27 protein-coding genes and 5 pseudogenes are annotated in these 24,089 nt (G+C 58.6%); 15 read left to right on the forward strand and 17 right to left on the reverse strand.

Going from position 1 to position 24,089, the window contains the following annotated elements; all coding sequences use genetic code 11:
• Positions 1 to 163 precede the first annotated feature (163 nt).
• From EOA13_RS28200 to EOA13_RS28240, 8 genes and pseudogenes are all read right to left on the reverse strand, one after another.
• Positions 164 to 625, reverse strand: coding sequence for an RES family NAD+ phosphorylase (locus EOA13_RS28200; protein WP_127296828.1), 462 nt, complete (start codon positions 623 to 625; stop codon positions 164 to 166).
• Entirely contained in the window at positions 625 to 1,068 is a 444-nt protein-coding gene (locus tag EOA13_RS28205; RefSeq protein ID WP_127296804.1) for an antitoxin Xre/MbcA/ParS toxin-binding domain-containing protein, read from the reverse strand. The genes EOA13_RS28200 and EOA13_RS28205 overlap by 1 nt, the downstream gene beginning before the upstream one ends.
• A gap of 245 nt (positions 1,069 to 1,313) precedes the next feature.
• Positions 1,314 to 1,523: a hypothetical protein gene (locus EOA13_RS38970; protein WP_245490510.1), complete on the reverse strand. Its 210-nt coding sequence runs from the start codon at positions 1,521 to 1,523 to the stop codon at positions 1,314 to 1,316.
• A gap of 134 nt (positions 1,524 to 1,657) precedes the next feature.
• Positions 1,658 to 2,323 (reverse strand): annotated as a pseudogene (locus EOA13_RS38975) (spore coat U domain-containing protein).
• Positions 2,324 to 2,666: 343 nt separating this feature from the next.
• Positions 2,667 to 4,880, reverse strand: coding sequence for an EAL domain-containing protein (locus EOA13_RS28220; protein ID WP_127296805.1), 2,214 nt, complete (start codon positions 4,878 to 4,880; stop codon positions 2,667 to 2,669).
• A gap of 195 nt (positions 4,881 to 5,075) precedes the next feature.
• On the reverse strand, positions 5,076 to 5,381 hold the full coding sequence (locus EOA13_RS28225) for a hypothetical protein (RefSeq protein WP_127296806.1): 306 nt from the start codon (positions 5,379 to 5,381) through the stop codon (positions 5,076 to 5,078).
• Positions 5,382 to 6,421: 1,040 nt separating this feature from the next.
• Positions 6,422 to 6,526 (reverse strand): annotated as a pseudogene (locus tag EOA13_RS38980) (SMC-Scp complex subunit ScpB); the annotation flags it as partial.
• Positions 6,527 to 6,684: 158 nt separating this feature from the next.
• Positions 6,685 to 7,176 (reverse strand): DinB family protein, encoded by a 492-nt coding sequence (locus EOA13_RS28240; protein ID WP_206535324.1) that lies wholly within the window; start codon positions 7,174 to 7,176, stop codon positions 6,685 to 6,687.
• A 201-nt stretch (positions 7,177 to 7,377) separates the two neighbouring features.
• Between EOA13_RS28240 and EOA13_RS28245 the strand changes: the two genes are divergently transcribed.
• The 5 genes from EOA13_RS28245 to EOA13_RS28265 all read left to right on the forward strand — a co-directional run bounded on the left by EOA13_RS28245 (position 7,378) and on the right by EOA13_RS28265 (position 10,840).
• Positions 7,378 to 7,941, forward strand: a complete 564-nt coding sequence (locus EOA13_RS28245; protein WP_245490511.1) for a TetR/AcrR family transcriptional regulator — start codon at positions 7,378 to 7,380, stop codon at positions 7,939 to 7,941.
• A gap of 116 nt (positions 7,942 to 8,057) precedes the next feature.
• A complete protein-coding gene (locus tag EOA13_RS28250) occupies positions 8,058 to 8,531 on the forward strand; it encodes a carboxymuconolactone decarboxylase family protein (RefSeq protein WP_127296829.1) in 474 nt (157 codons plus the stop codon).
• 76 nt (positions 8,532 to 8,607) lie between these two features.
• Positions 8,608 to 9,402, forward strand: coding sequence for a sigma-70 family RNA polymerase sigma factor (locus EOA13_RS28255; RefSeq protein ID WP_245490512.1), 795 nt, complete (start codon positions 8,608 to 8,610; stop codon positions 9,400 to 9,402).
• A gap of 153 nt (positions 9,403 to 9,555) precedes the next feature.
• A complete protein-coding gene (locus EOA13_RS28260; protein ID WP_206535325.1) occupies positions 9,556 to 10,344 on the forward strand; it encodes a GNAT family protein in 789 nt (262 codons plus the stop codon).
• 280 nt (positions 10,345 to 10,624) lie between these two features.
• A complete protein-coding gene (locus EOA13_RS28265; protein WP_127296811.1) occupies positions 10,625 to 10,840 on the forward strand; it encodes a hypothetical protein in 216 nt (71 codons plus the stop codon).
• 606 nt (positions 10,841 to 11,446) lie between these two features.
• Here the strand turns inward: EOA13_RS28265 and EOA13_RS39590 are convergent.
• Entirely contained in the window at positions 11,447 to 11,623 is a 177-nt protein-coding gene (locus EOA13_RS39590) for a hypothetical protein (RefSeq protein WP_348629768.1), read from the reverse strand.
• A gap of 14 nt (positions 11,624 to 11,637) precedes the next feature.
• Between EOA13_RS39590 and EOA13_RS39595 the strand changes: the two genes are divergently transcribed.
• On the forward strand, positions 11,638 to 11,820 hold the full coding sequence (locus tag EOA13_RS39595) for a helix-turn-helix domain-containing protein (protein ID WP_348629769.1): 183 nt from the start codon (positions 11,638 to 11,640) through the stop codon (positions 11,818 to 11,820).
• 101 nt (positions 11,821 to 11,921) lie between these two features.
• Here the strand turns inward: EOA13_RS39595 and EOA13_RS39445 are convergent, their stop codons facing one another.
• Positions 11,922 to 12,005, reverse strand: a complete 84-nt coding sequence (locus tag EOA13_RS39445; protein WP_127296831.1) for a terminase small subunit — start codon at positions 12,003 to 12,005, stop codon at positions 11,922 to 11,924.
• 164 nt (positions 12,006 to 12,169) lie between these two features.
• Here EOA13_RS39445 and EOA13_RS28280 point away from each other — a divergent pair, with 164 nt between their 5' ends.
• From EOA13_RS28280 to EOA13_RS28290, 3 genes are all read left to right on the forward strand, one after another.
• The gene (locus EOA13_RS28280; protein WP_127296812.1) at positions 12,170 to 12,361 is read left to right on the forward strand and encodes a hypothetical protein; all 192 of its coding nucleotides are present in this window, start codon (positions 12,170 to 12,172) and stop codon (positions 12,359 to 12,361) included.
• 83 nt (positions 12,362 to 12,444) lie between these two features.
• Positions 12,445 to 12,684, forward strand: coding sequence for a hypothetical protein (locus EOA13_RS28285; RefSeq protein WP_127296813.1), 240 nt, complete (start codon positions 12,445 to 12,447; stop codon positions 12,682 to 12,684).
• Positions 12,685 to 12,758: 74 nt separating this feature from the next.
• On the forward strand, positions 12,759 to 13,022 hold the full coding sequence (locus tag EOA13_RS28290; protein ID WP_127296814.1) for a hypothetical protein: 264 nt from the start codon (positions 12,759 to 12,761) through the stop codon (positions 13,020 to 13,022).
• Positions 13,023 to 14,309: 1,287 nt separating this feature from the next.
• Here EOA13_RS28290 and EOA13_RS38065 read toward each other — a convergent pair.
• Together EOA13_RS38065 and EOA13_RS28300 are read right to left on the reverse strand one after the other, a co-directional pair.
• Positions 14,310 to 14,960 carry a hypothetical protein gene (locus EOA13_RS38065; RefSeq protein WP_164780376.1) on the reverse strand — a complete coding sequence of 217 codons (651 nt, stop codon included), beginning with the start codon at positions 14,958 to 14,960 and terminating at the stop codon, positions 14,310 to 14,312.
• 654 nt (positions 14,961 to 15,614) lie between these two features.
• Positions 15,615 to 15,902 (reverse strand): hypothetical protein, encoded by a 288-nt coding sequence (locus EOA13_RS28300; RefSeq protein WP_127296815.1) that lies wholly within the window; start codon positions 15,900 to 15,902, stop codon positions 15,615 to 15,617.
• Positions 15,903 to 16,119: 217 nt separating this feature from the next.
• On the opposite strand from EOA13_RS28300, the pseudogene EOA13_RS38985 reads away from it, so the two are divergent.
• Positions 16,120 to 16,319 (forward strand): annotated as a pseudogene (locus EOA13_RS38985) (transposase); the annotation flags it as partial.
• 820 nt (positions 16,320 to 17,139) lie between these two features.
• Here the strand turns inward: EOA13_RS38985 and EOA13_RS28305 are convergent.
• From EOA13_RS28305 to EOA13_RS28320, 4 genes are read right to left on the reverse strand one after another with little or no spacing between them, the layout of a single operon-like run.
• Entirely contained in the window at positions 17,140 to 17,622 is a 483-nt protein-coding gene (locus EOA13_RS28305) for a DUF2269 domain-containing protein (RefSeq protein WP_127296816.1), read from the reverse strand.
• Positions 17,622 to 18,908, reverse strand: coding sequence for an SDR family oxidoreductase (locus EOA13_RS28310; RefSeq protein ID WP_127296817.1), 1,287 nt, complete (start codon positions 18,906 to 18,908; stop codon positions 17,622 to 17,624). Before EOA13_RS28310 ends, EOA13_RS28305 begins: the two co-directional genes overlap by 1 nt.
• Positions 18,905 to 20,428 carry an FAD-dependent oxidoreductase gene (locus EOA13_RS28315; protein WP_164780383.1) on the reverse strand — a complete coding sequence of 508 codons (1,524 nt, stop codon included), beginning with the start codon at positions 20,426 to 20,428 and terminating at the stop codon, positions 18,905 to 18,907. Before EOA13_RS28315 ends, EOA13_RS28310 begins: the two co-directional genes overlap by 4 nt.
• Positions 20,425 to 20,925, reverse strand: a complete 501-nt coding sequence (locus tag EOA13_RS28320; RefSeq protein WP_206535326.1) for a hypothetical protein — start codon at positions 20,923 to 20,925, stop codon at positions 20,425 to 20,427. Before EOA13_RS28320 ends, EOA13_RS28315 begins: the two co-directional genes overlap by 4 nt.
• A gap of 168 nt (positions 20,926 to 21,093) precedes the next feature.
• Between EOA13_RS28320 and EOA13_RS38990 the strand changes: the two are divergent.
• The 4 genes and pseudogenes from EOA13_RS38990 to EOA13_RS38995 form a co-directional block, all read left to right on the forward strand.
• Positions 21,094 to 21,254, forward strand: a pseudogene (locus tag EOA13_RS38990) (IS5/IS1182 family transposase); the annotation flags it as partial.
• 290 nt (positions 21,255 to 21,544) lie between these two features.
• Positions 21,545 to 21,754 (forward strand): hypothetical protein, encoded by a 210-nt coding sequence (locus EOA13_RS28325; RefSeq protein ID WP_127296819.1) that lies wholly within the window; start codon positions 21,545 to 21,547, stop codon positions 21,752 to 21,754.
• A gap of 15 nt (positions 21,755 to 21,769) precedes the next feature.
• Positions 21,770 to 22,090, forward strand: a complete 321-nt coding sequence (locus tag EOA13_RS28330; RefSeq protein WP_127296820.1) for a hypothetical protein — start codon at positions 21,770 to 21,772, stop codon at positions 22,088 to 22,090.
• A pseudogene (locus tag EOA13_RS38995) lies at positions 22,080 to 22,381 on the forward strand (hypothetical protein). The gene EOA13_RS28330 and the pseudogene EOA13_RS38995 overlap by 11 nt, the downstream one beginning before the upstream one ends.
• On the opposite strand, the gene EOA13_RS28340 reads toward EOA13_RS38995, so the two are convergent.
• Positions 22,378 to 22,833, reverse strand: coding sequence for a MucR family transcriptional regulator (locus EOA13_RS28340; protein ID WP_127296821.1), 456 nt, complete (start codon positions 22,831 to 22,833; stop codon positions 22,378 to 22,380). The pseudogene EOA13_RS38995 and the gene EOA13_RS28340 sit on opposite strands and share 4 nt — an antisense overlap.
• A 671-nt stretch (positions 22,834 to 23,504) precedes the next feature.
• On the opposite strand from EOA13_RS28340, the gene EOA13_RS28350 reads away from it, so the two are divergent.
• Positions 23,505 to 23,819: a hypothetical protein gene (locus EOA13_RS28350; RefSeq protein WP_245490513.1), complete on the forward strand. Its 315-nt coding sequence runs from the start codon at positions 23,505 to 23,507 to the stop codon at positions 23,817 to 23,819.
• Positions 23,820 to 24,089: the final 270 nt, after the last annotated feature.

The following is a 24,089-nucleotide window of genomic DNA, read 5'->3' on the forward strand; positions in this document are numbered from 1 at the left end:
ATCTCCCGCCCCGTCGAAGGCGGAGAGATTGGCAGCGCACAAGCAGGAGCGACATTCCTACTTTGCCAAACTCGGACATTTTAACTTAGCTCCTACAATCCAAAGCCGCATAAGATATCTTATGGAACTTTGTAAAGCGTTGAAACAAAACACTATTTACGCACTACAGCAACCGCACATCCAGATCAAAGGCTTCAATCCGCTCTATCCGAATCCCAGCGGTCGCGGGATGGCGATGATTGATGATCACGTTCTGGTCTGGGCTGTCCGCAATCGAAACGATCGCAGACGGAATGAACAGTATTGCCGCTCGATTGCTCGCGAGCCACTCATCTCCGATTCTCTGCGTTTCCGCCTCCCGCCGACGCCAATCCTCGGGAAGATCCGCCAGAGTGATGGGTTCAACGGGCATCTCATCTGACACCTCATAAACCAACATCGCGAGCGCCGGCAGCAGCTCCGGGTCTTCAACATGAACGAGCTTTTCGAGAACGCAGAGCGATGGCGATGTCGCGGCGTATGTCAGAGGACGGCCCACCGTGTTCCACCGGCCGTCGAACCGGAGACCGTAGCCCCCGTCGAAGGCCTCCGCGAATTGCAGGCTCAAAAGTCGCCAAAGCCGCATCAAGCAGCAGCACCCCAGGCAATCTTGCCGAGAATGGTTTCGATAACGCGCGCGCCGGCCTCGGTCTGGGCTACAGTTAGCGGCGTCTCACGCCCCAGCTCAGCCAACTCTTTACGCAGCCAACGGTTCGCCTTGCCGGCATCACCAAACGTCTCTTCCGCAAGCGACTGGATGCGGACAAGGCGCACGGCCCGATCGGACTCGTCTATCGTCAGCGGCTGGTTCTTCTCGGCGCGGTGTCTGCGCGTGCGCTGCGGAATGACAAAACGCTCGATCTCCTGTTCACTCATGCCGGCGAGAGAAAGCCCCTTCAGCGTGGCGAGTGGAAGCCGCCGCCGCACCACGGTCGCAAGATCGGCCTGCGAGCGAACGTCCGCTCCAAGCACGGTCACGCCGCCCAGCTTGCGGGCGACTTCCTCAATCACTGCGTTGGATGTGGCCATTTTTCTTACTCCGGCAATCTGCCACAGAAGTTAGGGCATCTTGCCGGAAATGCAATAGCATGGCTTGCCGGCGCACGCCGAGACGACGAGATGCGACTCCCTGCCCTTGCGTGTGGAGGCTGAGCAGCAGGGCCGGTGTTGGCTCATCTGTCGCGACGAGCAAGGCGCGCCTACAAGCGGCTGCGGCGCAAACGCTGGTTCGATAGCGAAAATGAATGCTGCCCAGTTGGATTCGTGCTGCGCTCTTAGGCGTCTAATTCAAGTGGCTGTTGGTCCGGCTGCTCGTGCCACATCACCATGGGCGTCAACGGGCAAATTTTTGGCACCAATCCGCGCACGACTTGATAATGTCGGGACAATCCGATCATCACCAGAGCGCCCCGCCCGCCCTGCCATTGGACCAGGGCGTTCATTGCGAGCGTGGTCGACATCGAGACGAGCTTGATCGCGGGCATCGCCCGCCCCGACGCCTGAAACCGTATCGGCGAGCGAAATCGCGAAGGCTGAGAAGCTAAGCCGTAACCCGGGCGTCAGCAAGTCGTCCAAGTAGATGCAACTCAGATCCGGATTCTGTCGGGAGACCCCTGCTTCATGTGTACACCCCTGCCGAAGGCGTGGTCTGTGGGGGGACACGACCAAAAACTGTGAAGTTCTGCATCACCCCATTTCCGGTTCCCGCTACAGTGCTGCCGGGTGTCGAGGAGCCCCCCATGGCTGGGTGCGATCGCTGTCCTTGTAGAGCCATACGTTACGGTTTCTGCACCTTTCGACATCTTGCGTGTTGTCGGTGGCGCGCCTGTCATCCCGCCATTCAGCGAGACCGTATATGCTGCTGCCGGTGTGCAGGTGACTGAAACCTGGCCAGTGGCATCAACATTGCCGTCAAGTACCCCCTTCGACCGAAATCGTTGTTCTGTGTCGCAACGAGGCAGTTTGCAGCGACCGTCGCATTGATGGTGAGAGTCGGATCAGCGGCCACGCTGCCCGAGGCGGTACTGCAACTGCTGCTGGCACTCGCCAGGTCGAGCATGCCGCTGATAGCAAAATCCTCCGCGACCGAGCCATTGCCGTGCAGCAGGAGCAAGGGAAGCCCGCTGCCTTTCTCGACGACGCGCAGTTTCACTCCATCGATCTTGAAAGTGCGTGCCATCAAACCGGGAACCAGGGCCTTCCTGGCGCGCGCGTGATTGTATGCTGCCAGCGACCGGGCGGTAGCCCCCACCAGCGTGGCGAGCTTTATTCGCTTTGATAACATGCTGAACTCCGGCGCTGGGACTGTCGTGGCACCACAGTTTCACCAGCTAAAAAGGCCCCCCTCGCGCGGACGGGCGGAAGGACACTCTTTGGTGCGAAATCTAGATTGCTCGCGGCATCCATGGAACTCCAGGGTTTGCCGTTAAAGCCTCTTGCCACAGATGGCAACTCAGTGTGATCTTGAACATTGAGAAAAGCCCCCCCGCGCGGTAGCCGGTCCGTAATGAGAAGTCACGTTTGACTGCTGGACGGATGCCCCGCCGAATTTGACGGCAGCCAATGCCGAGCGCATCGCCTGTGGCATCTCCGCGTCTTCCGGCAGCCCGCATGCGAATTCGGCAGCCTCAGGCAGAAGCGCGCTTCGCTTTGCCGGCGAGGAGATCTTCAAGCTCTTGTTTGGGCACTGGCCTGGACAGCAAGAAGCCTTGTAGCTGGTCACAGCCGAGTTTGCGCAGATAGTCGCATTGGCTCTCCGTCTCCACACCTTCCGCCGTGGTGCTGAGGCCCGTTGCCCGGGCCAGGTCGATTATCGCCTGAACGATAGCCTCGTCACCATTTGAGTGGCCAAAGCCGTGCACAAAGCTTCGGTCTATCTTGATCCGGTCGACTTCCAGACTCTGCAGGCGTCCAAAGGAGGAAAATCCCGTCCCGAAATCATCAAGAGCAAAGCGCACCCCGATGTCACGCAGCGCTTTGATATTCTGCTGACACTCAGTCCGGTGCTGCGATAGCGTGCTTTCGGTAACTTCCAGTTCGAGCCGTCGGGGGTCCATATGAGTCTCCAACAAGATGCTCGTCACTCTCATGGCGAAGCTCGGATTACTCAGCTGCAATGCCGACACGTTCACCGCCAATGTCTCTATTGGCCAGTGCACGGCATCCTGACACGCCCGCCGGAGAACCAGTTCGCCCAGGTGTTCAATCAGCCCCGTCTCCTCCGCCAACGGTATGAACAAGGCGGGGGCAACCCAACCGCGCTCAACGTGCGACCAGCGGACAAGGGCTTCAACGCCCGTCATCCTGTTTGTGTCGGCGGTGTATAGCGGCTGATAATGGACCTGGATTTGACCGGGCGCTTGCAGCGCGTTGCGTAGGTCCTGTTCCAGACCCTTGCGCATCGCCAGCGTCTGGTCCATCTCGGTTTCGAAGAATGCATAACCACTCCGGCCCCTGGCTTTGGCGTGATACAGTGCAACGTCGGCTTTGCGCACCAACTCGACCCAGTCCAATCCGTCCCTTGGAGCGAACGCTCCGCCGACACTCACCCCGACAAAAACCTGAGCCCCGGCGACTTGGAAGGGCCGGCGAGCGGACTCGATCAAATGCTCGCACAGGGCCTTGACCTCATCTTCGTCTGTGACCGAACGCTGGATGATGATGAATTCATCTCCACCCAGGCGCGCGACCGTGTCGGCCCCCGTGGTTAGCCGCCTCAGTCGATCTGCGAACTCCCTAAGCAACTCGTCGCCGGCGGGATGACCAAAGGTATCATTAACCTGCTTGAAGCGGTCGAGGTCGAGGTAAAGTATCGCTAGCTGCTCGCCTGTCGATGGCAGCCGCGAAAGCGCATCAGATAAACGCTCGTTGAATTGGCCGCGATTGGGCAGCGCCGTAAGGAGATCATTGTGGGCGAGGTGAAAGATTCGATCTTCGGATTCAATCAGCTTCAAAGTCCGCCTGCGAAAGGCCCTCAGAGCTACAATGACACCGCCCAGCATCAGCCCGAACAAGGCGAAGAGAATTGGAACCAGTTGAAAAAGGACGAGCGTCCCGGGCCGGTATGGCTGCCAGATGAAGAAGCCGACGGTCGAGCCAGATCGGTCGACAAGGGGATAAGATGCCTCTGCGGAGGCAAGCTTATCGACCCAGGAAAAGCGCGCGCCGTCGAGTAGGTAGTCCTGGCGCAGCGAGGCAAGGAGACTGCCATCGAGATATCGGACGGCAACGTGTAGAAACTCCTGACCCGGAGTTTGCCCGATATGGCCACTGTCGGAAACGACCGGCTTGATACTCACAACGGCAGGATGGCCCAAGATGACAGCCATGTCGGAAGCACCTATCGTGAGCACCTGCTCCGTAACTCCCTCGGTGTCCCCACGTCTCAGTCTTGCCCTGAGAAGAGCCACAAGAGGCGCTGTCGTGGAGTGTACGGATTGGTAGCTGGAGGACACGACAGTCGAGCCGCCGACGAATGCGTAGACGGGCGCGTCATTCGCATCGAGAATGTAGACCTCGTCGTGGCCAAAATAAGTGTGCATCCAGCTGCCGAGATTTGTATCGAGCCATTGTTCATCGCGGCTCCGCAGCGCTTTGACCGCGTCATCCCAAACCGTGACGCTCTCCTGGTCATGTGCTACTCCGCGCTCCAGTTTGGATACGATCAGCGCAACCAGGCTCTTTTGTCGCGACACGGCAACACTGTCAGTCTTGATCGCCGACCAAAACAAAAGGCCTGTGGTGATGATCGCGACAAGCAGCGTCACCATGATGATGGGCAGAGCCGTTCTTAACAGGAAAAGACGGGCGGTCGGTTCGCCAAAGTGTCGTAGCGGTTTCATGAACCCTGCTATACGCCGGGAAAACTTCTGGACCGTTAAGGCACCACGCATGCGACAAGCTGAGCGGCGCAGGTTCCCGATATTGAGTTGGGACCGCACCGACGGCATGCATTTTTGCGCGCAAGGCCATTGATCCGATCTCATCGACCGGTGTCGGACCGGAACCTCTCGGCCGTGGGCCTTTTGCAGCAAGGATCAGCGCGCTGAAGCGCCGCGGCGCCTTTTTTGGCTGGTTATCGCCGACCGATCTACGGTGACCACGCCACCGCAGTCGATTCGTACCGTCAACCTATTGGCTTGGCGATCGATGCGAGTGATGTCCCCAACAAGGAAAACTCGATCTCCGGCGCGGGTTTTGGGTGGCGGTTCAACCGCATAAGGAGCGTTATACGACGGAATACCTACTCTGGCGCGACCACTCGGGAGGATCGCAATGACCGTAGCGGTGAGCGTGACCTCGTCACCGATCTCAAAATCCTGAAGCACGCGAACTTGGAGCATGAGTTCCTCCGGTGCTGTGACAAGTTAATGCCGACAAACTCAGTTGGTTGCGTGAAATCGTCACGACTGGCGAGCACGCCTTCTTCGTCGGCTTGCGCAGCGTGGGATCTCCTTTCCTTGAGCGATGCGAGCGGCTCCGGTTCGTCCCTCGACTGCCTGAGCCACTGCTTGATGGTTCTCGATCTCCTTGTCTGGAGGACCCGCAACCTTCGTCGTCCTGAATCATTTAGGCGCCTGCATAGTGCTGCGTGGGCCCCGGTCGGGTGCGTTGTGCGATGATCATTCAAGTGAGACAACGGCACTCGACACGCGCAGATCAGTCCCGGCGTCTCCCAATTTCAATGTGGCGCAGGCGGCTACTGTCCCGAACCTCGCTCGAGCGGGGCGGCCGCCTGCCGTGAATGGGGCGGCGGGATCTGTTCGCATAGCTGCCCACATACTCAGGCTTTTTCTGAACGGCTTGACTGGGGAGGTTGAACTGCTCGACGCTCAGAGGAACAGGGCTCGGCGGCCTGACCTGCCGCTACATCTAATTCCAGTCAGCCACGCGGCGCCAACAGCATGATGGGGCAGCTGCGCGACCTTTGGAGCGGACACTTGCAATTTGACATGATGAACTTCGCCGCCTCCTCCGGACCCTTGGCGTCAACCTGCGTATCCGTTCCGGCGAAGACCTGCTTGAGCAACTGAACGACCGGTTTGCAGCCGTAGGCATGCCAACGATCCCCAAGGATGAAGCGGGCTTCAGCTATGACGACCTGATAAGGAAGTTGCACGCCCAGGGCCGCAAGACGTTCGACCGCAAGACCTTCCGCCTCTAGCTGGTCAATGATGGAAAAGGACCTTCCTAAGACGACGATCGGCGCTGCGCTCGTACAACCAGTCGTACTGGCCATGAGTTCTTCGGCTGTCTGTGAACGCGCTACTGGAGCGACCAGCTCAAAACAATTGGTCTCAATGTCGGCGTCCTCTGCCACTTCTTCGCCGTCGAAGAGAACCTGCGGGAATATCCCCGGCAAGCAGTTTTTCCTTCGACAGCAGCCGGCGTCCTCGAGTGCCTCAAAATCCGGCAGGTTGCGTAGCGTGTCGAGGCCGAACTCAAGCAGGAATTCTTTGGTCGTGACATAGGTGTAAGGCGCGCCGGGCGCGGCGAGCCGCGGGGAAAGCCGCTTTGAAACGCGCTCAAAGAATCGGTCGCGGAACTGCAGCTTCAGCTCATGTGTCGAGCTCGCGGATTGCATGAGCGTCTGGATTGATGTGAAAGACGCAGCCCTGATCGAGTGCTATTTGGTGCCATCGTCAGTCACGCGGCGGCTCGCCGTCTCGCCGACGGCTCGGATTCATGCAGGAAGGCGGTGAAACCGTCCTTCGCCGGCGTGACAGAATTGAGCAGCATGAGCGCGCTGACTTGTCCCCGATGACCAATGCCATGGGTGATCACATGCAGCAGCATCTCTTCACGCGACATGCGGCCGAGGCTGCCGTCCGTAAATGTGAAGTCAATCTTTTCCTCCAATTGGCTGCGGTCAAGTCCCGTCACATAGTCGATGTATTCCCGGTCGCTTCTTCTGATATCCGCCGACAAACCGTCAAGCGTCGGCAGTTCGCTCATATTGGCCGATTTGAACCCGTGAGCCTGTCGCGTCATGTGCGCCATGAAGATCCCGTCGACGACATAGGTGTGGCTCAAGGCTTGGACAGCCAGCCCTGTTATTGATGATCCGTCGTCGAGCCTAGCCAGCGCGCTTACCAGCTCGTCATTCGCCCAAGCTTTAAATTCGAACATGCGCTTCATTGTGTTGTGCATTCGAATATCTCCTTAGATAGCGCAGTATGTTGGCGAGAGGCACAAGGTGTTGATTGTTGTGCCCTTTGCATGGCAGAATACGAGTGATCATTCGCTTTTTGTACTCGCATTCAGGCGCGCGGAAAAATGACGCGAAGACCGCTTACGACCCCCAGGAAAAGCGCCACTCAAAAGCGGTCCCTTGCGACGGTGAACGCGCTGGTCGAAGCAACCGCTCGCATTCTCGTCCAGGAAGGGTTCGACAAGGCCAGCACCAACCGCATCGCGGAGGTCGCGGGCGTGAGCATCGGTTCGCTCTACCAATACTTTCCGAGCAAGGAAGCGCTGGTCGTCAGCGTCGCCAATCGCCACCGTCAGCAAATAGCCGAGGCCGTGCGCGGCCAGCTGGCTGAAGTGATGAGTCAGCCGTTGGAAAAGGCGGTGCGCATGATAGTAACCGTGGCAGTCAAGGCCCATGGCGTCGATCCTAAGCTGCATCGTGTGCTCACGGAGCAGATTCCTCGGGTTGGCGAGCTTGAGGACCTGGAAACCTTCAGTCGTGAAAACTACGACCTGTTCAGGATGTATCTTGAGCACCACCGGGAGGAACTCGATGTCGACGACCTGGAGCTCGCATCATTTATAAGCGTGACGTCGATCGAGGCGTTGACGCACCACGCGGTTTTGTACGGCCCTGCAATGCTGGCAGACGAAGCAGCCGCGAAACTGGTCGAGGAGGCCACCCGTCTCGTGACTGGATATCTCCAACGCTGAAGCATTTTCACGAACTGCCCGGGCAATCGTTGCAGGAACACCAAAAATCCGTGTGCATGTCACACTTGCGGATCCTCATTCGTCATGATGTCGGCACCAACAGAAGGAAGCCAATCATGACTGCAAAACTCGACCTCTTTGCCGCTGCCCCTTCCTTGATGAAGGAATGGCAGCGCGCAGCCTTTGCCATTTCCTCCAGCCTCGAGCCCAGCCTGGCCGAGCTGGTGAAGATCCGTGCTTCTCAAATCAACGGCTGCGCCAACTGCATCAACATGCACACGGTGTTTGCACGCGAGGATGGCGAAACCGAGCAGCGCCTCTACTTGTTGGCGGCGTGGCGCGAGGCGCCCTGCTATACTGATCGAGAACGCGCGGCACTCGGCTGGACCGAGGCGTTGACGCGGATCAGCGAAGGACATACGCACGAAAGCGTCTATGATGCTCTGAAGGCCGAGTTCACGCCGGAGGAACAGGTGAAGCTCACCTTGATGATCAATGTCATCAACGGCTACAACCGGCTCGCGGTCGGTTTCGGCGGTTGGGTCGATCCGGCGGCGATCAGGTCCGCGGCCAAGGCGGCCGCTGCCTGATGACGAACGCGGACCCGAGGACAAAGCGCCGGATTTCGGCGTTCTCGGACCAAAGCTCAGGGGCGTTGCCTATCGCATGCTCGGCTGCGTGGCGGACGCCGAGGATATCGTGCACGAGGCTTTCATCCGCTGGATGAGGGCCGACCGCAGCGATGTGCGCGAGCCCGAGGCCTTCCTGCGCCGCACCGTAACGCGGCTTTGCCTCGACCAGCTCAAATCGGCGCGCCGCCGGCGTGAGAGCTATGTCGGTCCCTGGCTTCCCGATCCACTGGTGGAAGATGACGACGGGGAAGACGTCACCTTGCCATTGATGCTGGTGCTGGAGCGTCTTTCCCCTCTTGAGCGGGCAGCCTTCCTTTTGCACGATGTTTTCGGGCTGGGCTTCGAGGAGGTCGCCGCCGCCATCCAGCGCGAACCCGCCGCCTGCCGCCAGCTTGCTGCCCGCGCGCGCGCCCATGTTCGTGAGGCGCGACCGCGTTTCAAGGTGGAAAAGCAGCGCGGCCTGGCGTTGGCCGACGCCTTTTTCGCTGCTTCGCGCAACGGCGACATGAAGGCGCTCGGGGCGATGCTAACGGCTGACGTCTGCGCGCATGCCGATGGCGGCGGCAAGCGTACGGCCGCCATGGACGTGGTCCTGGGGTTCGATGCAGTCATCCGGCAATATGAGCGTGTGGTTGCCTGGCTCCAGGAGAATCGCTCGACGCTTGTCCGGGTCGGTTTCGTGAACGGATTGCCCGGCTTCGTCACGCTGGAAGCCGATGGCGAGCTGCAGACGACGGCGCTCGATATCGAGGACGGAAAGATCGCGGCCATCTATGTGATGCGCAACCCCGACAAGCTCAAGCACCTTCATTGGGCTGCCAACCGTTGAATAGGGACTTTGCGCGAGTCTTGATGCCAGCATATGATGCTGCACCGCTAGCCAAAAACGAGTCCGGACCTATGCCGCTTTAACCAACGAAGCGCTTATGGCTTGAGACGCTACAGAGGAGTTGGCTTTGCGCCTAGATGGAAAGTATCGCTAATGGCCGGCCATCAGCGGCGTGTCACGGTGAACCGTGCCATTTCTTGGGCGAACCGATGCGGGCCAATTAAAGAACGTGGAGTAGATATTTTTTCGATGAATGAGCTTGTTCTCGGAATAGCTGTGGATCCTATTCCTCGCCCGTTTCCTCTACGGCAGGTCCACCACGGGGTTTCGATGTCTTTGGAGCCTCTTTCGGAGGATCATGTTCACGATCTCTGGACCGCTGCTCGAGACGCGGAACAATCCTGGACTTTTCTGCGCTATGGACCATTTCCCACACTAGACGCACTGGCCAGCCATGTTCGGGATCTGGCCGGACGGAACGATCAGCCGTTCTGGGCGATACGTCCTCGGTTCAACGGCAAGGTTGAGGGATGGTTGTCCTTCTGTGACATCTATCCGGCCGATGCAGCCATTGAAATTGGCAGTATCTGGCTTTCGCCAATACTACAGCGAACGCGCGCAGCAACGGAGGCGATTTTTCTCCTGATGCAGCATGCTTTTGACGAACTCGGCTACAGGAGGCTGGTATGGCGTTGCCAAGCTTTGAATACAGCTTCACGTCGCGCGGCGGAGCGCTACGGGTTCAAAGCAGAGGGGGTTTGGCGCGCGGCAGCCGTGGTCAAAGGGTGGCAGAGGGACGTTGCTTGGCACTCAATGCTCCTCGACGAATGGCCATCGCATAAGGCCGCCCTTTTGGCATGGCTGGATGACGACAATTTCGATGCTGATGGCAGTGCTCGCTCAACACTTGCCAGGCTTCGAGAAGGGGCGAAAGACGTTTAGCCCGCATGCCATTCCTCTAACCTAGGTCACAGCATTGCCCGGCACGCCACTTCCTCAGCGGCGGGCTTTTCGGCATCTGCGCAAGGCCGTTCGGTGGTCGGGACATTTGCTGTAGCCGACAAGGATCAGCACTATTCGTCCGATTGTACGTTCTTAACCTAATGGGAACCCCGGCTCGACTTTCATAGATTCGCTTCTACCATTTCTGTTAGCGGAAGTTTTTCAGGGCCTCGCTGGCTCTGAGCGACCATCGCGCTTCCGCTCCAATTAGGAGGAAGCCATGACCGCACTCCCACTCCCAACTCGCATCGCGTACCCAGAAGAACTCGCCGCATTGCGCAGGGTGTATGACCGGATTTGCCGAGAAGATGTGCTGCCTGAAGGTAGCCCGGACGCGGCGGAATTGAGCGCGCGAGCAATGTCGCTCTTCCAACACACCGGCGAGGTTTTCGACGAAGCTGCTTTCTACGAGATCTTGCGTGGCAAGGGACAATGAACCCGGTTCGGCGACACCTCGACGAGCTGTTGCACTTCACATGGTCCTTTCAGAGGACGGCGAGGCTCTTCGGGAGGAATGCCGTCGTAACCGCTCCTTCATGGCGGAATCGATAAGAGATTTGCTGCAGATCGTTGAAAAAGCGCACGAGGCCTCGCTGAAGGTAAAGGAGAAGATTCGACATCCGCTGAGATAAGCGTACCGTGCGTTGATCGGCGGTCGGTTTTCAGGGCACCGCCGGCTGTGAGCGATCATCGTGCTTCCGCCCCAATCAGGCAGGTGGCTATGACTAGCTCCAATCGACAATCGGACATTTCTGCCCAAGCCATCATCATCCAAGAGCCTGTTTACAGGAATGAGCTCTTGCTGAGGATGTACCCAGCAGACCTGGCACTGCTGCGGCCTCATCTACAAAGCGTGTCCCTCCCGCTGAGAACCCAGCTTGAGACAGCGGGGGGCAAAGATCCCGGCGGAGAGCGGGGTTGGGTCGGTGGTGGCCGAACTGAGTTCGGCGATCGAAGCCGAGGTGGGCATCATCGGCTTTGAAGGGATGACCGGATCGGCCCTCATCATGGGTGACGATCAGTCCATGCATGACTGCGACGTTCAGTGGGCAAAGAGCCCGACCTTGCGGCCTTTCTCCTCCGGTAGGTCCATTATTTTCACCTGCAGGCCAGCTACACCGGGCTGATCAATGCCCGGCTGAACATCGTCGGGCGGCTGGCCAGATGGCTGTTGATGTGTGCTGACCGCGTCGAACGCGAGCGTCTGGCAATAACGCATGAATCTTGTCGGTGATGCTCGGTACGAGACGTCCGGGCGTGACGATCGCGCTCCAGACACTGGAGGGCAAGGGTTTAATCCGCTCAACGCGTGGGGAGGTCGTCATCCGCGACCGGGCCGGTCTCATCAAGATCGCGGCCGGCTCATACGGAAAGCCCGAAGCCGAGTACGCGCGCTTGATCGGGCAGCTTCACTGACACTGAGGTGGACTATCAATCTCCCGGTGAAAGGCTGCGCCAGCCGAGGGTCGACAGATTGAACGTGACGTCAGGGCTAAATCTCGCGCCACCAACATTCCCTACAGGCGCGGACCCTGCACATCTGCGGTCAATTCGCTGTAGCCGGCCCGGATTGCCGCCTGTGTGGCGTTCAGGTCGATCATGAATCGTCGACGAAGCACGCTTGCTTCGGGGGGTTAACTCGTTTGCGGGCATGGATGGTCTCCTTCGTCTGAGCGGGTGCGGGAATTTGGTATGTTTCGAACATTGCTAGCGGCGGCCCGCTATGGTTGTTTTTTACTGTTACGTCTGTGGAGGAGTGCGGGTGGTGGACGACCAACCAAAGAACAGTGTTTCGATTGAGCAATTAGACGGGCAGTGGGCGGTTCAGATCGTCGAGGACGGCGTGATCACGCAGCAGCTTTTCGAGACCGAGGAATTCGCAAGGAATTTCGCAGCCGGTCAGTGGCAACGGTTAAACCCGAAGCCTGTTCCCCCATTGCGCCGGCAACGGCGGTAGACTGCTAAGCTTCAAAATTGCTCAATTCTCGGATGCTGCACTGGGGCGGAACTTTGATGCAATAGCGAAGTTCGAGAGGAGATATGTTCGCAGCAGGCACGCAGATGAACGGGATCGTAAACCACATCCTGGCCGAGGTGGCAGAGATACTTCCTTCGCTATCACCGGACGAAAAAGATTCGCTGCCGAAACTGCCAGTCGACGCACCCAACTTTCCCAACGACCTGGAACCGGTGATCCGAGCTGAGACGCCACCCCCGCAGCAGAAAGCAGAAACCGTAGACCGTCAGTGCGACGGGAAGCCGCCTCAAGGCGAAGCCTGATGTCGGACAATGGGCGGAACCGAGCTCGGGAAGGCGCGTTGCTCCCCAGCGCCACTCCACGAAAGGCCGGATCAATGGTGGACAACCTATCTCGCAGGGAAGAACAACGCGGCACGCGACGACTCATGGCGTGGGGCGTGGCGGTTATTGCCGTCATTTTTCTAGGCCTGATGGCATTCTTTGTACTCACGCCTTTATCGAACGGCTCTTGGCAAACGGCACCGTTCAAGCGTGCTCCTGAGCAAAATCAGGGCGGTAATGCGCCAGCAGACACGTCACCCAGCCCAGGCGTGAAAAAAGACCCTCAGGAAAATACTGAAATGCCCGAGCAGCAGTAGTGGGGTTGTCAACAATTCCGCACCAGCTGGAAACTTTTCCGGGGCTGCCGGGCGATTTTAACAAAGAACCCGCCTGACTTGGGCGGCTTCCGGCGCATCTCCGAGCATGAATGTGCCGTGAGCATCACGTAGGGGAAGACCAGAACGGGAACGAGCCAAGAACCCGCTAGGTTTTGCGATCCAGTTGCCGAGCATCGATCGCTATGATCGAACTCGCCGCCTTGTCCTCAGCCAAACCGATGAGGCAATCGATCTCGAACATCGCCTCGATATGGCCTCGACGACTTACCGACCGGCGTAGGGTGTGGAGCGCGTCTCGCACCTCACATAGAGTGGTACGAAGGGTAAGTGGCATGGGGGAGCCCGCCTTATCGCATTCAACCACCAGCAGGTCTGTCCGGTTCCGTACAACTGAAAATAATGGCTGGCAGCCCTCAGATCATTCTCTTCAGCGCGCCGACAATATCCGCAGGGCAGAATTGTACATTTAAACGCTTTGTCTGTTCTCGTTGACTTGCCGGATTGGCAGGAGTTGAGTTCGCCATCAGCAAACGGTCCGATCGTGGCCTCCTTTATCCGAGCGACCTCGCCCTTTGCCAACGCGTATTTGAACAAGCTCGGATCGAGCGCGGCTGGGCCGTCAAGGCGGTGTCCGATACGGCGGCAGCAGCATTTATTGCGGCACTTGTAGTGAGAATGAAGCAGTGGACACGAGAGCCTACGGCAGGTCAGTCTCGTGGGCGGCACCCGGCTCAAAGGCCCCAGTACTCACTGATTGCTCGCTGCGGGGTAGTCCCCTGCAACATCGCAACTAGAAGGACGGTCTTCAGATCCTCAGTTGGCGAGCCTACCTAAGAGTCTCCGCAGGCGCTAAATTTCTCGTAAGGTTGGAACCTGTTCGTGAAATCGAAGTTTGGTTTGCAGCTTGGCTTCCGGGCCAGGTCTCAAAGCAAAGGCCCGTCGCTGTTTCAGTGTCCCTCAGCGGCGGGCCTAGTTCGTCAGCCGTTCGACTGTCTCGATGATGGCTTTCGCCAGAGCTCCGCACGCCAATTACCGGCAAGCCGCACGGGAATTTCACAGGCGCGTCGCTTAGGCACTATCGGCGCAGTAGTCGACACGATCAAGCAGCCAAAGCATGAGTTGAGTGACCGTGCCGACCAAAGCTGGACACGAGGGTGGGCCTAATGACCAGGTCCAATGATACTAGACAACGGCATTTCTACAATTAAGCCTGATGGCCTATGTCGGATAAGGTGTCCGCCGCCTCGCCCCAATAGGCGGCGGACTCTAATGGCGCTCCTTTAAAAATCGGGCTTCACGAAGTAGCGAATTCCAGTCGGTGCCGATAAGCTTGATCAGACCGCGCGCGTCCGGCTCTGAAATGCCGACTTCTTCAGACAAACGTCGGGCAAGCAGTTGCTGATTGTCTTTGTCCACACGTCCATGGCCATCCTTTTTCATTGGCTCCTCCTTTGAACCAACTGCCGGACTGCGCTTTCGTTCACGGAAAACGAAAAAGCCAGCCGTCCGGCAAGTCAGCAGCCTTCGGTGGTCTTTTTCATCTGGCCAGGAGCAGCCGAGTTGGCATCGGTATCCTGTTGACCTGGCGCTGCCTGCTTGGCGCTGCCAGTTTGTTGACCCGGAGCGCAGTCCTTGGCGGATTTCGAGTTTGTTCCACTCGTGGTGGTCGAATCCGTCCGCTGATTGGTCGTAGTGCTCGGCATTGTCTTTGTTGTCGAGCTCGACGACCCGCCTGTAGTCGTGGTGGTCGATTGCGCAAAGGCGAGGCCAGTTGACAGTGCCATAATGGCTGAAGCGAAAAGAACCTGTTTCATGATCAACTCCATATCGGAACGTCCCTTCGGTACCGAACTTCGCTGCGAAATGACGGTTCCTAGAAAAATGCGCAATCGCATATCCGGAGCCCATCGCGCGCAATGGCGACGGGCTCGTAGTCATGCTTCGGTATAGTACTCGAGGTCCATTGCCTCTTCAGAGCTAACCATAAACCACCCCGGGAACTGAACTGACCCCCGAAAGTTGGACATCCACCTTCGGGGGTTTTCATGTCCAAACACAGCGAGAGTTTGAAGCGCACTGTTGTTGATCGTTATTTGAGTGGTGAAGAGAGCTATGCGAGCGCCGGGATGCGCGTAACTGGCTTACTGTGAATGCGAGCACGCTAGCTCAGCTAGGAACAGCGGATATGAAGCTTTCCCATTGAAGAAAGCACATTTGCAAGGTGGTCACTTCGCGCAACTCCACGAGAGGCCGGCGCCTACGCGATCCGCGGGCCTAATCGAGCCGGTGGCACTCTGGGTGACCGTGGTCGGCCCGACCGACGCACGGCCCGCATGGCGGTCGACTTCGTTGTCGAGTCCGATCGTCCAGCGGACGGACGATTGGGGACGACATCGGCAACACCTTCATGTCGACGATGACGTTTCCGCCTTCACCGACGAGCGCGGAACCGATCAACCGCGTTCGTCCGTGTGCGACACGCGCCGAGCGGTGCGCGCGGCCGGCCGGCGCTATTCAGATCGGCTGCCGCAGGTCGATTGACGCAAGGAACGCCAAGGACCGTATCTGATTTCATGTTCCCTTCACGATTCTGGGTTTGGTCGGTCGTCGGGATTGAGCCGCGCTCTCGATGGCCAAGGTCAACCGCTTCTCGTCCTCTATGGCGCGGTCGACTGCCTCAATTTCCTCTTGGAGCGCCTTCAGCTCGGCTCCGTAGCTGGAGCCGTCGCTATCCCCAATTTGAAAGCCACTTGCCCGCATCGCGTCGCGAGTATGGTGCACATTACGGATTCCTTCGCGTCGAGCCGCGACCAGAATTTCCCTAAACTCATCAAGACGTTCAACGTGACTGCGGGTCATTGCGTTCTCCTATTTCGTCGTTAGCGTCGCCGACGGCCAGTCAAGAACGGTGGAACCTCACCGCGCAGAAGGCTTAAGTGATTTACATGAGATACCCTCGCTAAAGCATTAGTTCGGAAGCTCAAATTTGAACGGCTTGCAATAACGTGTAGAGCGAGCACAGCTAGGCTTCGGCCAAATCATTGCCTATCGGGGTTGTTGGTTAAGGGGGGCCAAGGATCAGGCGCTGGGGCGTTCCCGAGGTGGACTGACCACCAAGATCCCACATGCTTTGCGGCACGCTCGGCCGTCCCTTGCGGTTTCTGATCACACCTGGCCAAGCCAATGACATCACCACTGCTCCTGATCTTCTGAAAGGGCCAGGAGGCCTGTGCCGTGCTAGCCGACAAAGCCCATGACAGCAACGACTTACGCCAACGCATCGCCGGCATGAAGGCCAAGGCGGTGATCCCATCCAAGCGCAACCGCAAGCCGCCATCCCTCACGACACCGACATCTACAAGCACCGAAACCGCATCGAACGATGCTCAATCGCCTCAAACACTTCCGTAGATTCGCCACGCGCTACGACCGACGCACAGTTCACTTACAGGCTTCGTACACCTCGCCGCCGCAATGATCTGGCTACGCTGAATATCGATCCGGCTTAGCGAAGCGCGGCGCACCCTTGCCGCAATCGGCATGTTCACAGAAATGCTTCGGATCCGCGCCCGCTCGTGAGGCGCCGGCGTCATGCCTTCCGCAAACCTCAGCGGTTCGTCGCTCAGATCGGTTTGGTCGGCCCCACCAAGGCATGGTGATCGAGGGAAGCTTGTTGACAACCGTCGCGTTGACCTCCCGGCCGACGCGATTGCACTGCAATTGACCCTTCATATCGTGGCTGAGGATGTCCTTCCTTCGGAGTCGCCGGGCCCACCCAAGCATCATAGTAAGCCTGATCAGAATGACCGGTCGCCGATCGGGCAGGTTCTCATCGGCTGTCCGCCGGCTCGGGGACAGCAGTGCAACTGGTGATGTCGAGATTGGAATTGTGGGCCACAGGCTGGCAGATGGAACGTCCCATGGCCGGCAGGTAGATGTTGCCAAGGGTCGTCGGCCATAATCAGACAGCGCCTGGACTGGAACGCGTCGCGAAAGGCCGGCACTGTGTCGACCCTTCTGTTTCGGCGTTGAAATGGCGGCTTGGGCAACTCCTTCGCCCAGACGCCGCAGGGCAGCGTTTAGCGAGCCACGACGGCTAAAAGGCCAGCCACTCGATCGGCGGGCGCGCAATCATCAGCCAGAAGATGGCGAGCACAGCCGCAAAGGCTGGAAAGCCGAAGGCGAACCAGAGCCTGAACAACTGATTGTAGCGCTCAGGCGGGGGTTGGTTGGACGTCGCGGCGTTGATGGCGAGATCGCGCATCTTGATCTGCATCCAAACCACAGGCAGCCAGAACAGGCCGGTGGCAATGTAGAGCAGGATCGAAAGAACGATCCATCCTTCAGCAAGCGAATAGCCCGCGTACTGGGCGAGAGCGATTCCGGTCACAGGTTGCGCAACAACGGCCGTAGCCGTGAACAGAAAATCGGCGAGGACGACGATGCGGGCGACAGCCGCGATGGTCGCGGCATTTCCGGTTCGGTGTGCCAGAAGCATGAAGAAGGCGATGCCGGCGCCAGTTCCCAACAGCACAGCCGCACCGATGACATGCAGGTATTTGAGCACGAAATAGACCATCAGCGTTCCTCCAGCACCGCCAGCGCGACAAAATGCAGAACCAGGATCGGCAGGATCTTCATCAACGGGCCGAGCGGCTCGTTCCAGAGTTCCGGCCGCAGAATGCTCCCAGCGATCGCATAGAAAAGCGACAGCGCGATTGCGCCGAAGAGACCAAGCCGGCCGGTCGGGCGCCAGGCGATCAGCGCACCGACGATCATGTCGGCCAGCGCGCCGGCGACGACAGCCGGCCCGGCCAGCGCGCCGACCGCGGTGTCGATGAGCAACTCAACTCCGCTGCGCCAGCCGGTGGTGAGGGAAATAACGCCGGTCATGATCCAGAAGAAGGGTAGCACAACGAAGATGGCAGGCTTGACAACGTAGAGACCAGCGAACCATCGTTCCTGCACCGTGGCAGGGTTAAGGCTGAGTGCGGTTGCAAGACTTGACGGTTGAATGCCGGTCTCCGCTATCCACGGCTGGGGATCACCGACCGCGCCCCGCTCGATCTCCTTTGCGGCATTGCTGCGCATCGGCGGACGCCAGCCGAGCCGAGCCGCCGCATCCCCAACCCGGTATAGGATTGCTGCGGCCCAATTGGGCAGGATGAATTCCCGGGCGCTGTTCCATCCGAACCAGTGGCGGTAGCAGGCAACGACCTTGTTCATGGAAAGGGCTTCAGGCCCAGCCAGTTCCAGAGCGAGGCGCGATGGGCTGTCGGGCCTAAGAAAGAAGAGAACGGTGGAGATCACGTCGTCGAGCTGTACGACCTGAAGACGACCCGTGTCGGGCATCACAGGCAACAGTGGCAAAGCAGCGAGACCACGAAAAAGCGCGCTTGCGCCGAACGCCGGCCTCCCCAGCACAACCGAGGGGCGCAGGATCACCCAGTTGAGATCGCGCGCCATCAATGCCTCATCGCCAGCAAGCTTGCTGGCGGAGAAAGCGGACGGCTGCTGGCGATCGACGCCGATAGCCGAGAAGTGGATGACCTTTTTCACATTTGCCTGTTCACACGCGGCAAAGAGTGCCGAGGCGCCGCCTGTATGGACATGCTGGGTATTCTCGCGAACGCTGTCCTGCAGAACGCCGGCGCAATTCACAACGGCATCGGCACCGGCAAGATGAGGGATCCAGTCCTGCGCCCGCAGCGCATTTGCCATGTCGAGCAAGATGGGAGGAGGCCCGGTGAACGGGGCAACACTGGGGCGATGGAGCACACGAACGACGTCATGTCCCCCGGCCGCCAGCCGCGCGCAAAGCGCGGTCCCGATCAAACCCGACGCGCCGGTGACGAGAACTCTCATTTAGCGTGCCCGGCATTCGGCGACGCTCGCGGCTCGAGCGGTCTCGTGGCGGGGCCGGAAAGAACCTCACCAGCTTCATCGAAGCGGGATCCGTGGCATGAGCAGTCCCACGTCCGGTCGACCGAATTCCATCCAACAACGCAGCCAAGATGGGTGCAAATCGCGGAGCGGGCGGTTACCGTACCGTCGTGCGCCTTCCTGATAGCCAGTTGCTCTCCGTCGTGCTCGATCACCCCCCCTTCTCCTGGGCGGATCTTGCTGATTTCCATAGTTCTTGAACCCAGGAGCCGTTCGGCCACCAAATGAGTAGCCGTCTTGACGTTCTCGGATATGAACGTCGGGCCGCCTGCGAGCGGTTTGATACGAGTCGCGTCGAAGATCTCCGCCGCAGGGTGGGATTTGCCGAGAAGCTGCGACGCGAGGATCTCTCCTGCAACGACACCTTGTGTGATGCCCCATGCGTCGAAACCGGTAGCAACAAGAAGGTCTGGTTTGGAAGAACTCGCCAAGCCGACAAAGGCCATTCCGTCCATTGATCGGAAATCTTCGTTTATCCAAAGGTGCGAGGGTTGGTTGATAGCGAACGTTGCCTTGAGGAAGGCCAGCATGTCGGCGACGGCGCGATCCGCACCCTCGCGGTCTCCGGTCTTGAATTCGCCGCCGGCGGCCACCAGAAAGCGCTTGCCGTCACGGTTCGTCGTGCGAAAGGAATGAGACGGCCGGCCGGCACTGATGAACATGCCGTCCACTCTTGCTTGTTCCGGCAGTGGCGCTGCCGCGACCGGATGCGCGAATGGGAAAGCCTTGGCAAAGAAGAGTCCGTCTCCGATGATGGGCATCTGCGTGGCGACGACGACCTTACCGGCGGTCACAATGCCGCCAGCCAGAGTCAACTGATAAGGCCCCTCGCCTGCAATCTCAAGAACGCGGCTGTTTTCGAAAACGGAGATGGTGCTCTCGCTCACCAGACGGGCCAGCCCGCAAAGATAAAGATACGGATCGAACTGGTACTGGCCGGAAAAGCGGAGCGCCGCGGTCGCCGTAACGGGCAGCTCCGGATCGGACAGGAATTCGGCGGGCAATCCAAGCGATGCGGCGGCGTCGGCCTCACGGCGTAAAGTGTCCGCCTGTTGTTCGTCTTCAGCATAGATGAAGGCAGATTTGGCTTCCAGCTTGGCCTTATCCACCATAAGCAAGCACTGTGCAGCGATCTCTTCCTTGGCCTTTTCATTCGCGTCCGCGTAAAGCTTCGCGCCTTCGCGGCCGAAATTGCGAATGAGGGAAGCGTATTTGAGCCCGTGCTGGGATGTGACCTTGGCGGTGGAGCGGCCGGTGGCCTGCTGGCCGATCTGGCGCGCCTCAAGAACCGCGGCCTTCAGACCCGAGCTGCGTAGCAGATAGGCAGCGTGCAGGCCCACGATGCCCGCGCCGACGATTACGACTTCGAAGTCACGGTTGCCTTGGAAGGCACCGAAAGAAATCTCGGGCTCTCGATCGAGCCAAAACGGGATCGGCTTCATGGGCCAGTTCCTCTCTCGCGCCTTTCCAAGACTGACAGTTCGGCGTCGGCAGGCCTGCCGAATGCTTCGGCTTCGGCGGCTTCCAACTCGCTGAGCGATTTCGCGAGCACGGTACCCCACACGATGTGCACGGCGATCATCAGCAGATTCCTTTCTGCAGGATGACGCCATGCGGGAGCAAGAATTCGCGCTGCAGGAATCCAACCCAGGTAACTGGCTGTCCACACGCCGAGGCCATAGAGTATGCCGCTGCCGCGATGCCGAGGCAAAAGGGCGAAAACGGCGCCAGTGATGGCGCCGAAGCCAAAATGTGCGAACAGAGTATTTGTTCGCGCCTGCCTTTCATCGCGCCCGGAGTTCAGGCGATCGACAATTTCACGCGGCGGCAAAGGGTAGCGATTCGTCCCGTTCAGCAATCCATGGAACCGCCGCATGGCACTGGTCATCGCCATCGTTGCCGCAAGGCCGGCCAGAGCTCCCAACATGACGTGTCGCACAGCATTCTCCTGACGCGATCCTGCCCAACGAGGTTGCGGGTTGATTGTTCCTTGAGGTGTATCTCAATCGCATTGCAAGGTTGCTGCACGGTGGCCGCGGAAGTTCAAATGCTATCGAGGCGACGGGCAGGGTCTCAAGGCTGATTGTCAAGGAAATGATCGTCAACACGTTCCCGAGCCGGACTGACAACCAAATCCACGCTCTTGTCGACGCCCAAGGCAGGCCGCTCACGGCAGGCCAGGCGAGCGACATCGCCTCCGCAGCGGGCTTGGCAAAGGGGTTAGGCTCAATGCTGCTCGCCGACGGGGGCTACGATGCCGAAGCATTGCTAGGGCCAATATCCCTCGCCCCAACTGTAGCCCAGATAGGAACTCCATCCACGCCCAGCCAATTCGACCTTGACAATTATGTTCCGTTTTTGTTCACTATGCGCACAATCTTTTGGAGCGATCTCATGGACCACTTTGCGACGCTCACAGCCGCCAGGAAGCTGTTTTGCAGGCAATCGCTGACAAGTTCATTGCTCAGAAATGATTGTCCTCAATTGCCATTTGCAAGAACGGCTTGACTCGCTCTCCGCACCGCGCCGGGCAAGTCGCTAGATCTAGGAGACCGAAAATGGCGGCAATGCATCTGCATGCCGACGCCGAAGCCGAATTGCACTCGAAAGCGGAGGAGCTCATCGCTCGCTACGAAAGCCCGCTTGAGGCCGTGAAGGCGCTCATGGCCTACACCTGCGAGCTTGAGACCCAAATCCTCGCTCTCGCCAACAGGTACCCTGGCTTCGTGGCGATCAGCTACGATCCCACGCCGCCTGTGCTGGCATGACTTAGGCGGCTCTCGATGCACGACCTTATCGCTTTCATTGGCAATAACGCCGAACTGGTCATCGCCCAGCCGACAGCCTTCGCCACATTCGCCGTGCTGTTCGGAGGCGGTGGATTTGCAGTTGGGCGCTATTTCTTAGCAGAGCGCATTGCCAATCTGGAAAGCCGAATTTCCAGACGAGATGACGAAATCATTGAGCTGAGAGCTAAACAGGCACGGCCAGAGCGGGAGTCATCGATGATACCGATCATAGGCACGTCTGAGTTTCTTCCAAGCGAGCCGGTCACGTCACGCCAGCCGGTGGCCCAGCGGAGGGAGAGCCTCCATGTCAGATAGCTTGCTGCCGCAACAGAAGGCCCCGAGACTCATCGTCGTCACAGCATTGACCGCGATGAGAGCGGCGACCTTCAGCTCGTCTTTGGGTCAGCCGAGCAGCGGACCGAGGACCGCGCCATAAGGACTGCGAGGGGTGTGGCGGGTAAACACGCTGGCGTCATTGCGTGGTCGCGCGATGCCAATCCTTCGCTTGGCGAATATGGGGAGCCCACAACCCTCTTTGTCGGCGGCGACGTGCCAGACAATGGAATGACCACCGTTGCCGCAAGAGTGTATACGGACCGCCGCTAGACCTTGGCCTTCTGCCTTGTTGGCGCTTTCTTTGCTCGCGTTTTCGCAACTGCCTTGCGGCCAAGGCCGGAAGACTTAGCGAGCTCCGACCGTTGAGCCGCGTAGCTCGGCGCCACTATCGGATAGTCTCGTGCGAGGCCCCATTTGGCTCTGTACTCGTCGGGTGTCATTCCCAGCAAACCAAGGTGGCGCTTCATAGACTTGAACTTGCGTCCGTCCTCAAGGCTGACGATGTAATCGCGAAACACCGACTTCTTTGGATTAACTGCCGGAACAAGCGCGGGCGGCAGCGCTTCCACCGGCTGACTCAATCCCGACAAGGCAGAATTCACACTGGCGATCAATTCGGGGAGAACGGCCGCCGGGATCGCGTTCTTCTGAACATACGCCGCCACTATGTCAGCAGTGAGCTGCAATAACTGGACCTGCTGAGCTTCAGCGTCATTCTGCATGGTTCAAGGCTTTCCCATCTGATGTGCCTCTGTCTCTATTAAGGAGGTGCACAAAGTGCAACGGCCCGCGGATCATGGTGGGTCTCTCACGCGAAGAACCTTGTCTAAATTCTAAGCTTGGAGGGCACCTCGCCTTGCTAAATAGCCCCGTATTCGGCTGTAGTGCTATCCCGGATGCGTTTGGAGGCGCCGCTCGAACTTTCTGCAGAGTCGAGTACACGACTATCATAGTTAATTGTGGCTGCCGGTGACCTTGCGTAATCAAAAGCTCACGGTAGCTTTTCCACGGAGGACGGTATGTTATATCCAGGTCGGTTTTTGGAGCCGAGCGATATTATGGTGCTTGCCCACGTTTGTAGGACGGTCTGTAAAGAGCGCGGTGTACGTGTCGCTTCGCAGGACGGAGAGCGCATAGCTACACACGTACTCAGACTGTTTATGAACGGCTTGACTGGAGAGAATGAACTGCTCGATGCTGAGCGGAATTGGGCTCGACAGCGTGACCTGTCTTCCCAGGAGCTTCCCGTCAACGACGCAGAAATGAGAGATGCCGCCTGATCAAGTTTGATTGGTGCGCCGAAGACCCCCCTCACCTGCGATTTGCCGGGTGATCGAAAACAAAACTTACCTTTGAGTTTTTGTGGAGCCGTCTCAGCGGGCCAGGAACCGAAATGGTTCTTGCCGTGAAGAGTGCGACCTCGACGGCTGTTTTGGCAGGCCGGCCACCACAGATCAACAGGACGGATTTGGTCATGAAAGGAAGCCGACCGGGTATTTCGCTGTTGGATTTCGACATACTCTCTCGGACCCTTACGTCAGCCATAAGGGACAGCCCGGAGTGCGATTGGAAAGTCCAGGCGCACGAGCTTGTGCGCCTATACACCGGCAAAAAGTCAGCGGACGAGAATTTGGTCGCAGCCTTGCTTCATGCCAGTGGCGCCCAGTTCGACCTGGAAGCATCCAATGCCAGTGGCCGGCAAGTTTGACTGAATACCTGCGCAGCTCGACGTGCTCTCTCACCGAGTTCGAGGGTCCAGATTCATAAATGGGATGTTACGGCTGGGCAGAATCTTGCGATCTGGACTCCATGAGGACAGTTACCGATGTTTTCCTTCAACCGGACTCGTCGGAATGTTTCCAAGCGCCGGGTACGTCATTCGTAGGGAAATTTTTGTGCACTGCGCGCCGAGTAGCCAAGCAAAGCAGATCGACCCCAAAGGCGGCCGGAAAACTCTTCACCGCGGCAATCTGAAGAG

The organism is Mesorhizobium sp. M7A.F.Ca.US.011.01.1.1 (assembly GCF_003998295.1).
GTDB lineage: Bacteria > Pseudomonadota > Alphaproteobacteria > Rhizobiales > Rhizobiaceae > Mesorhizobium.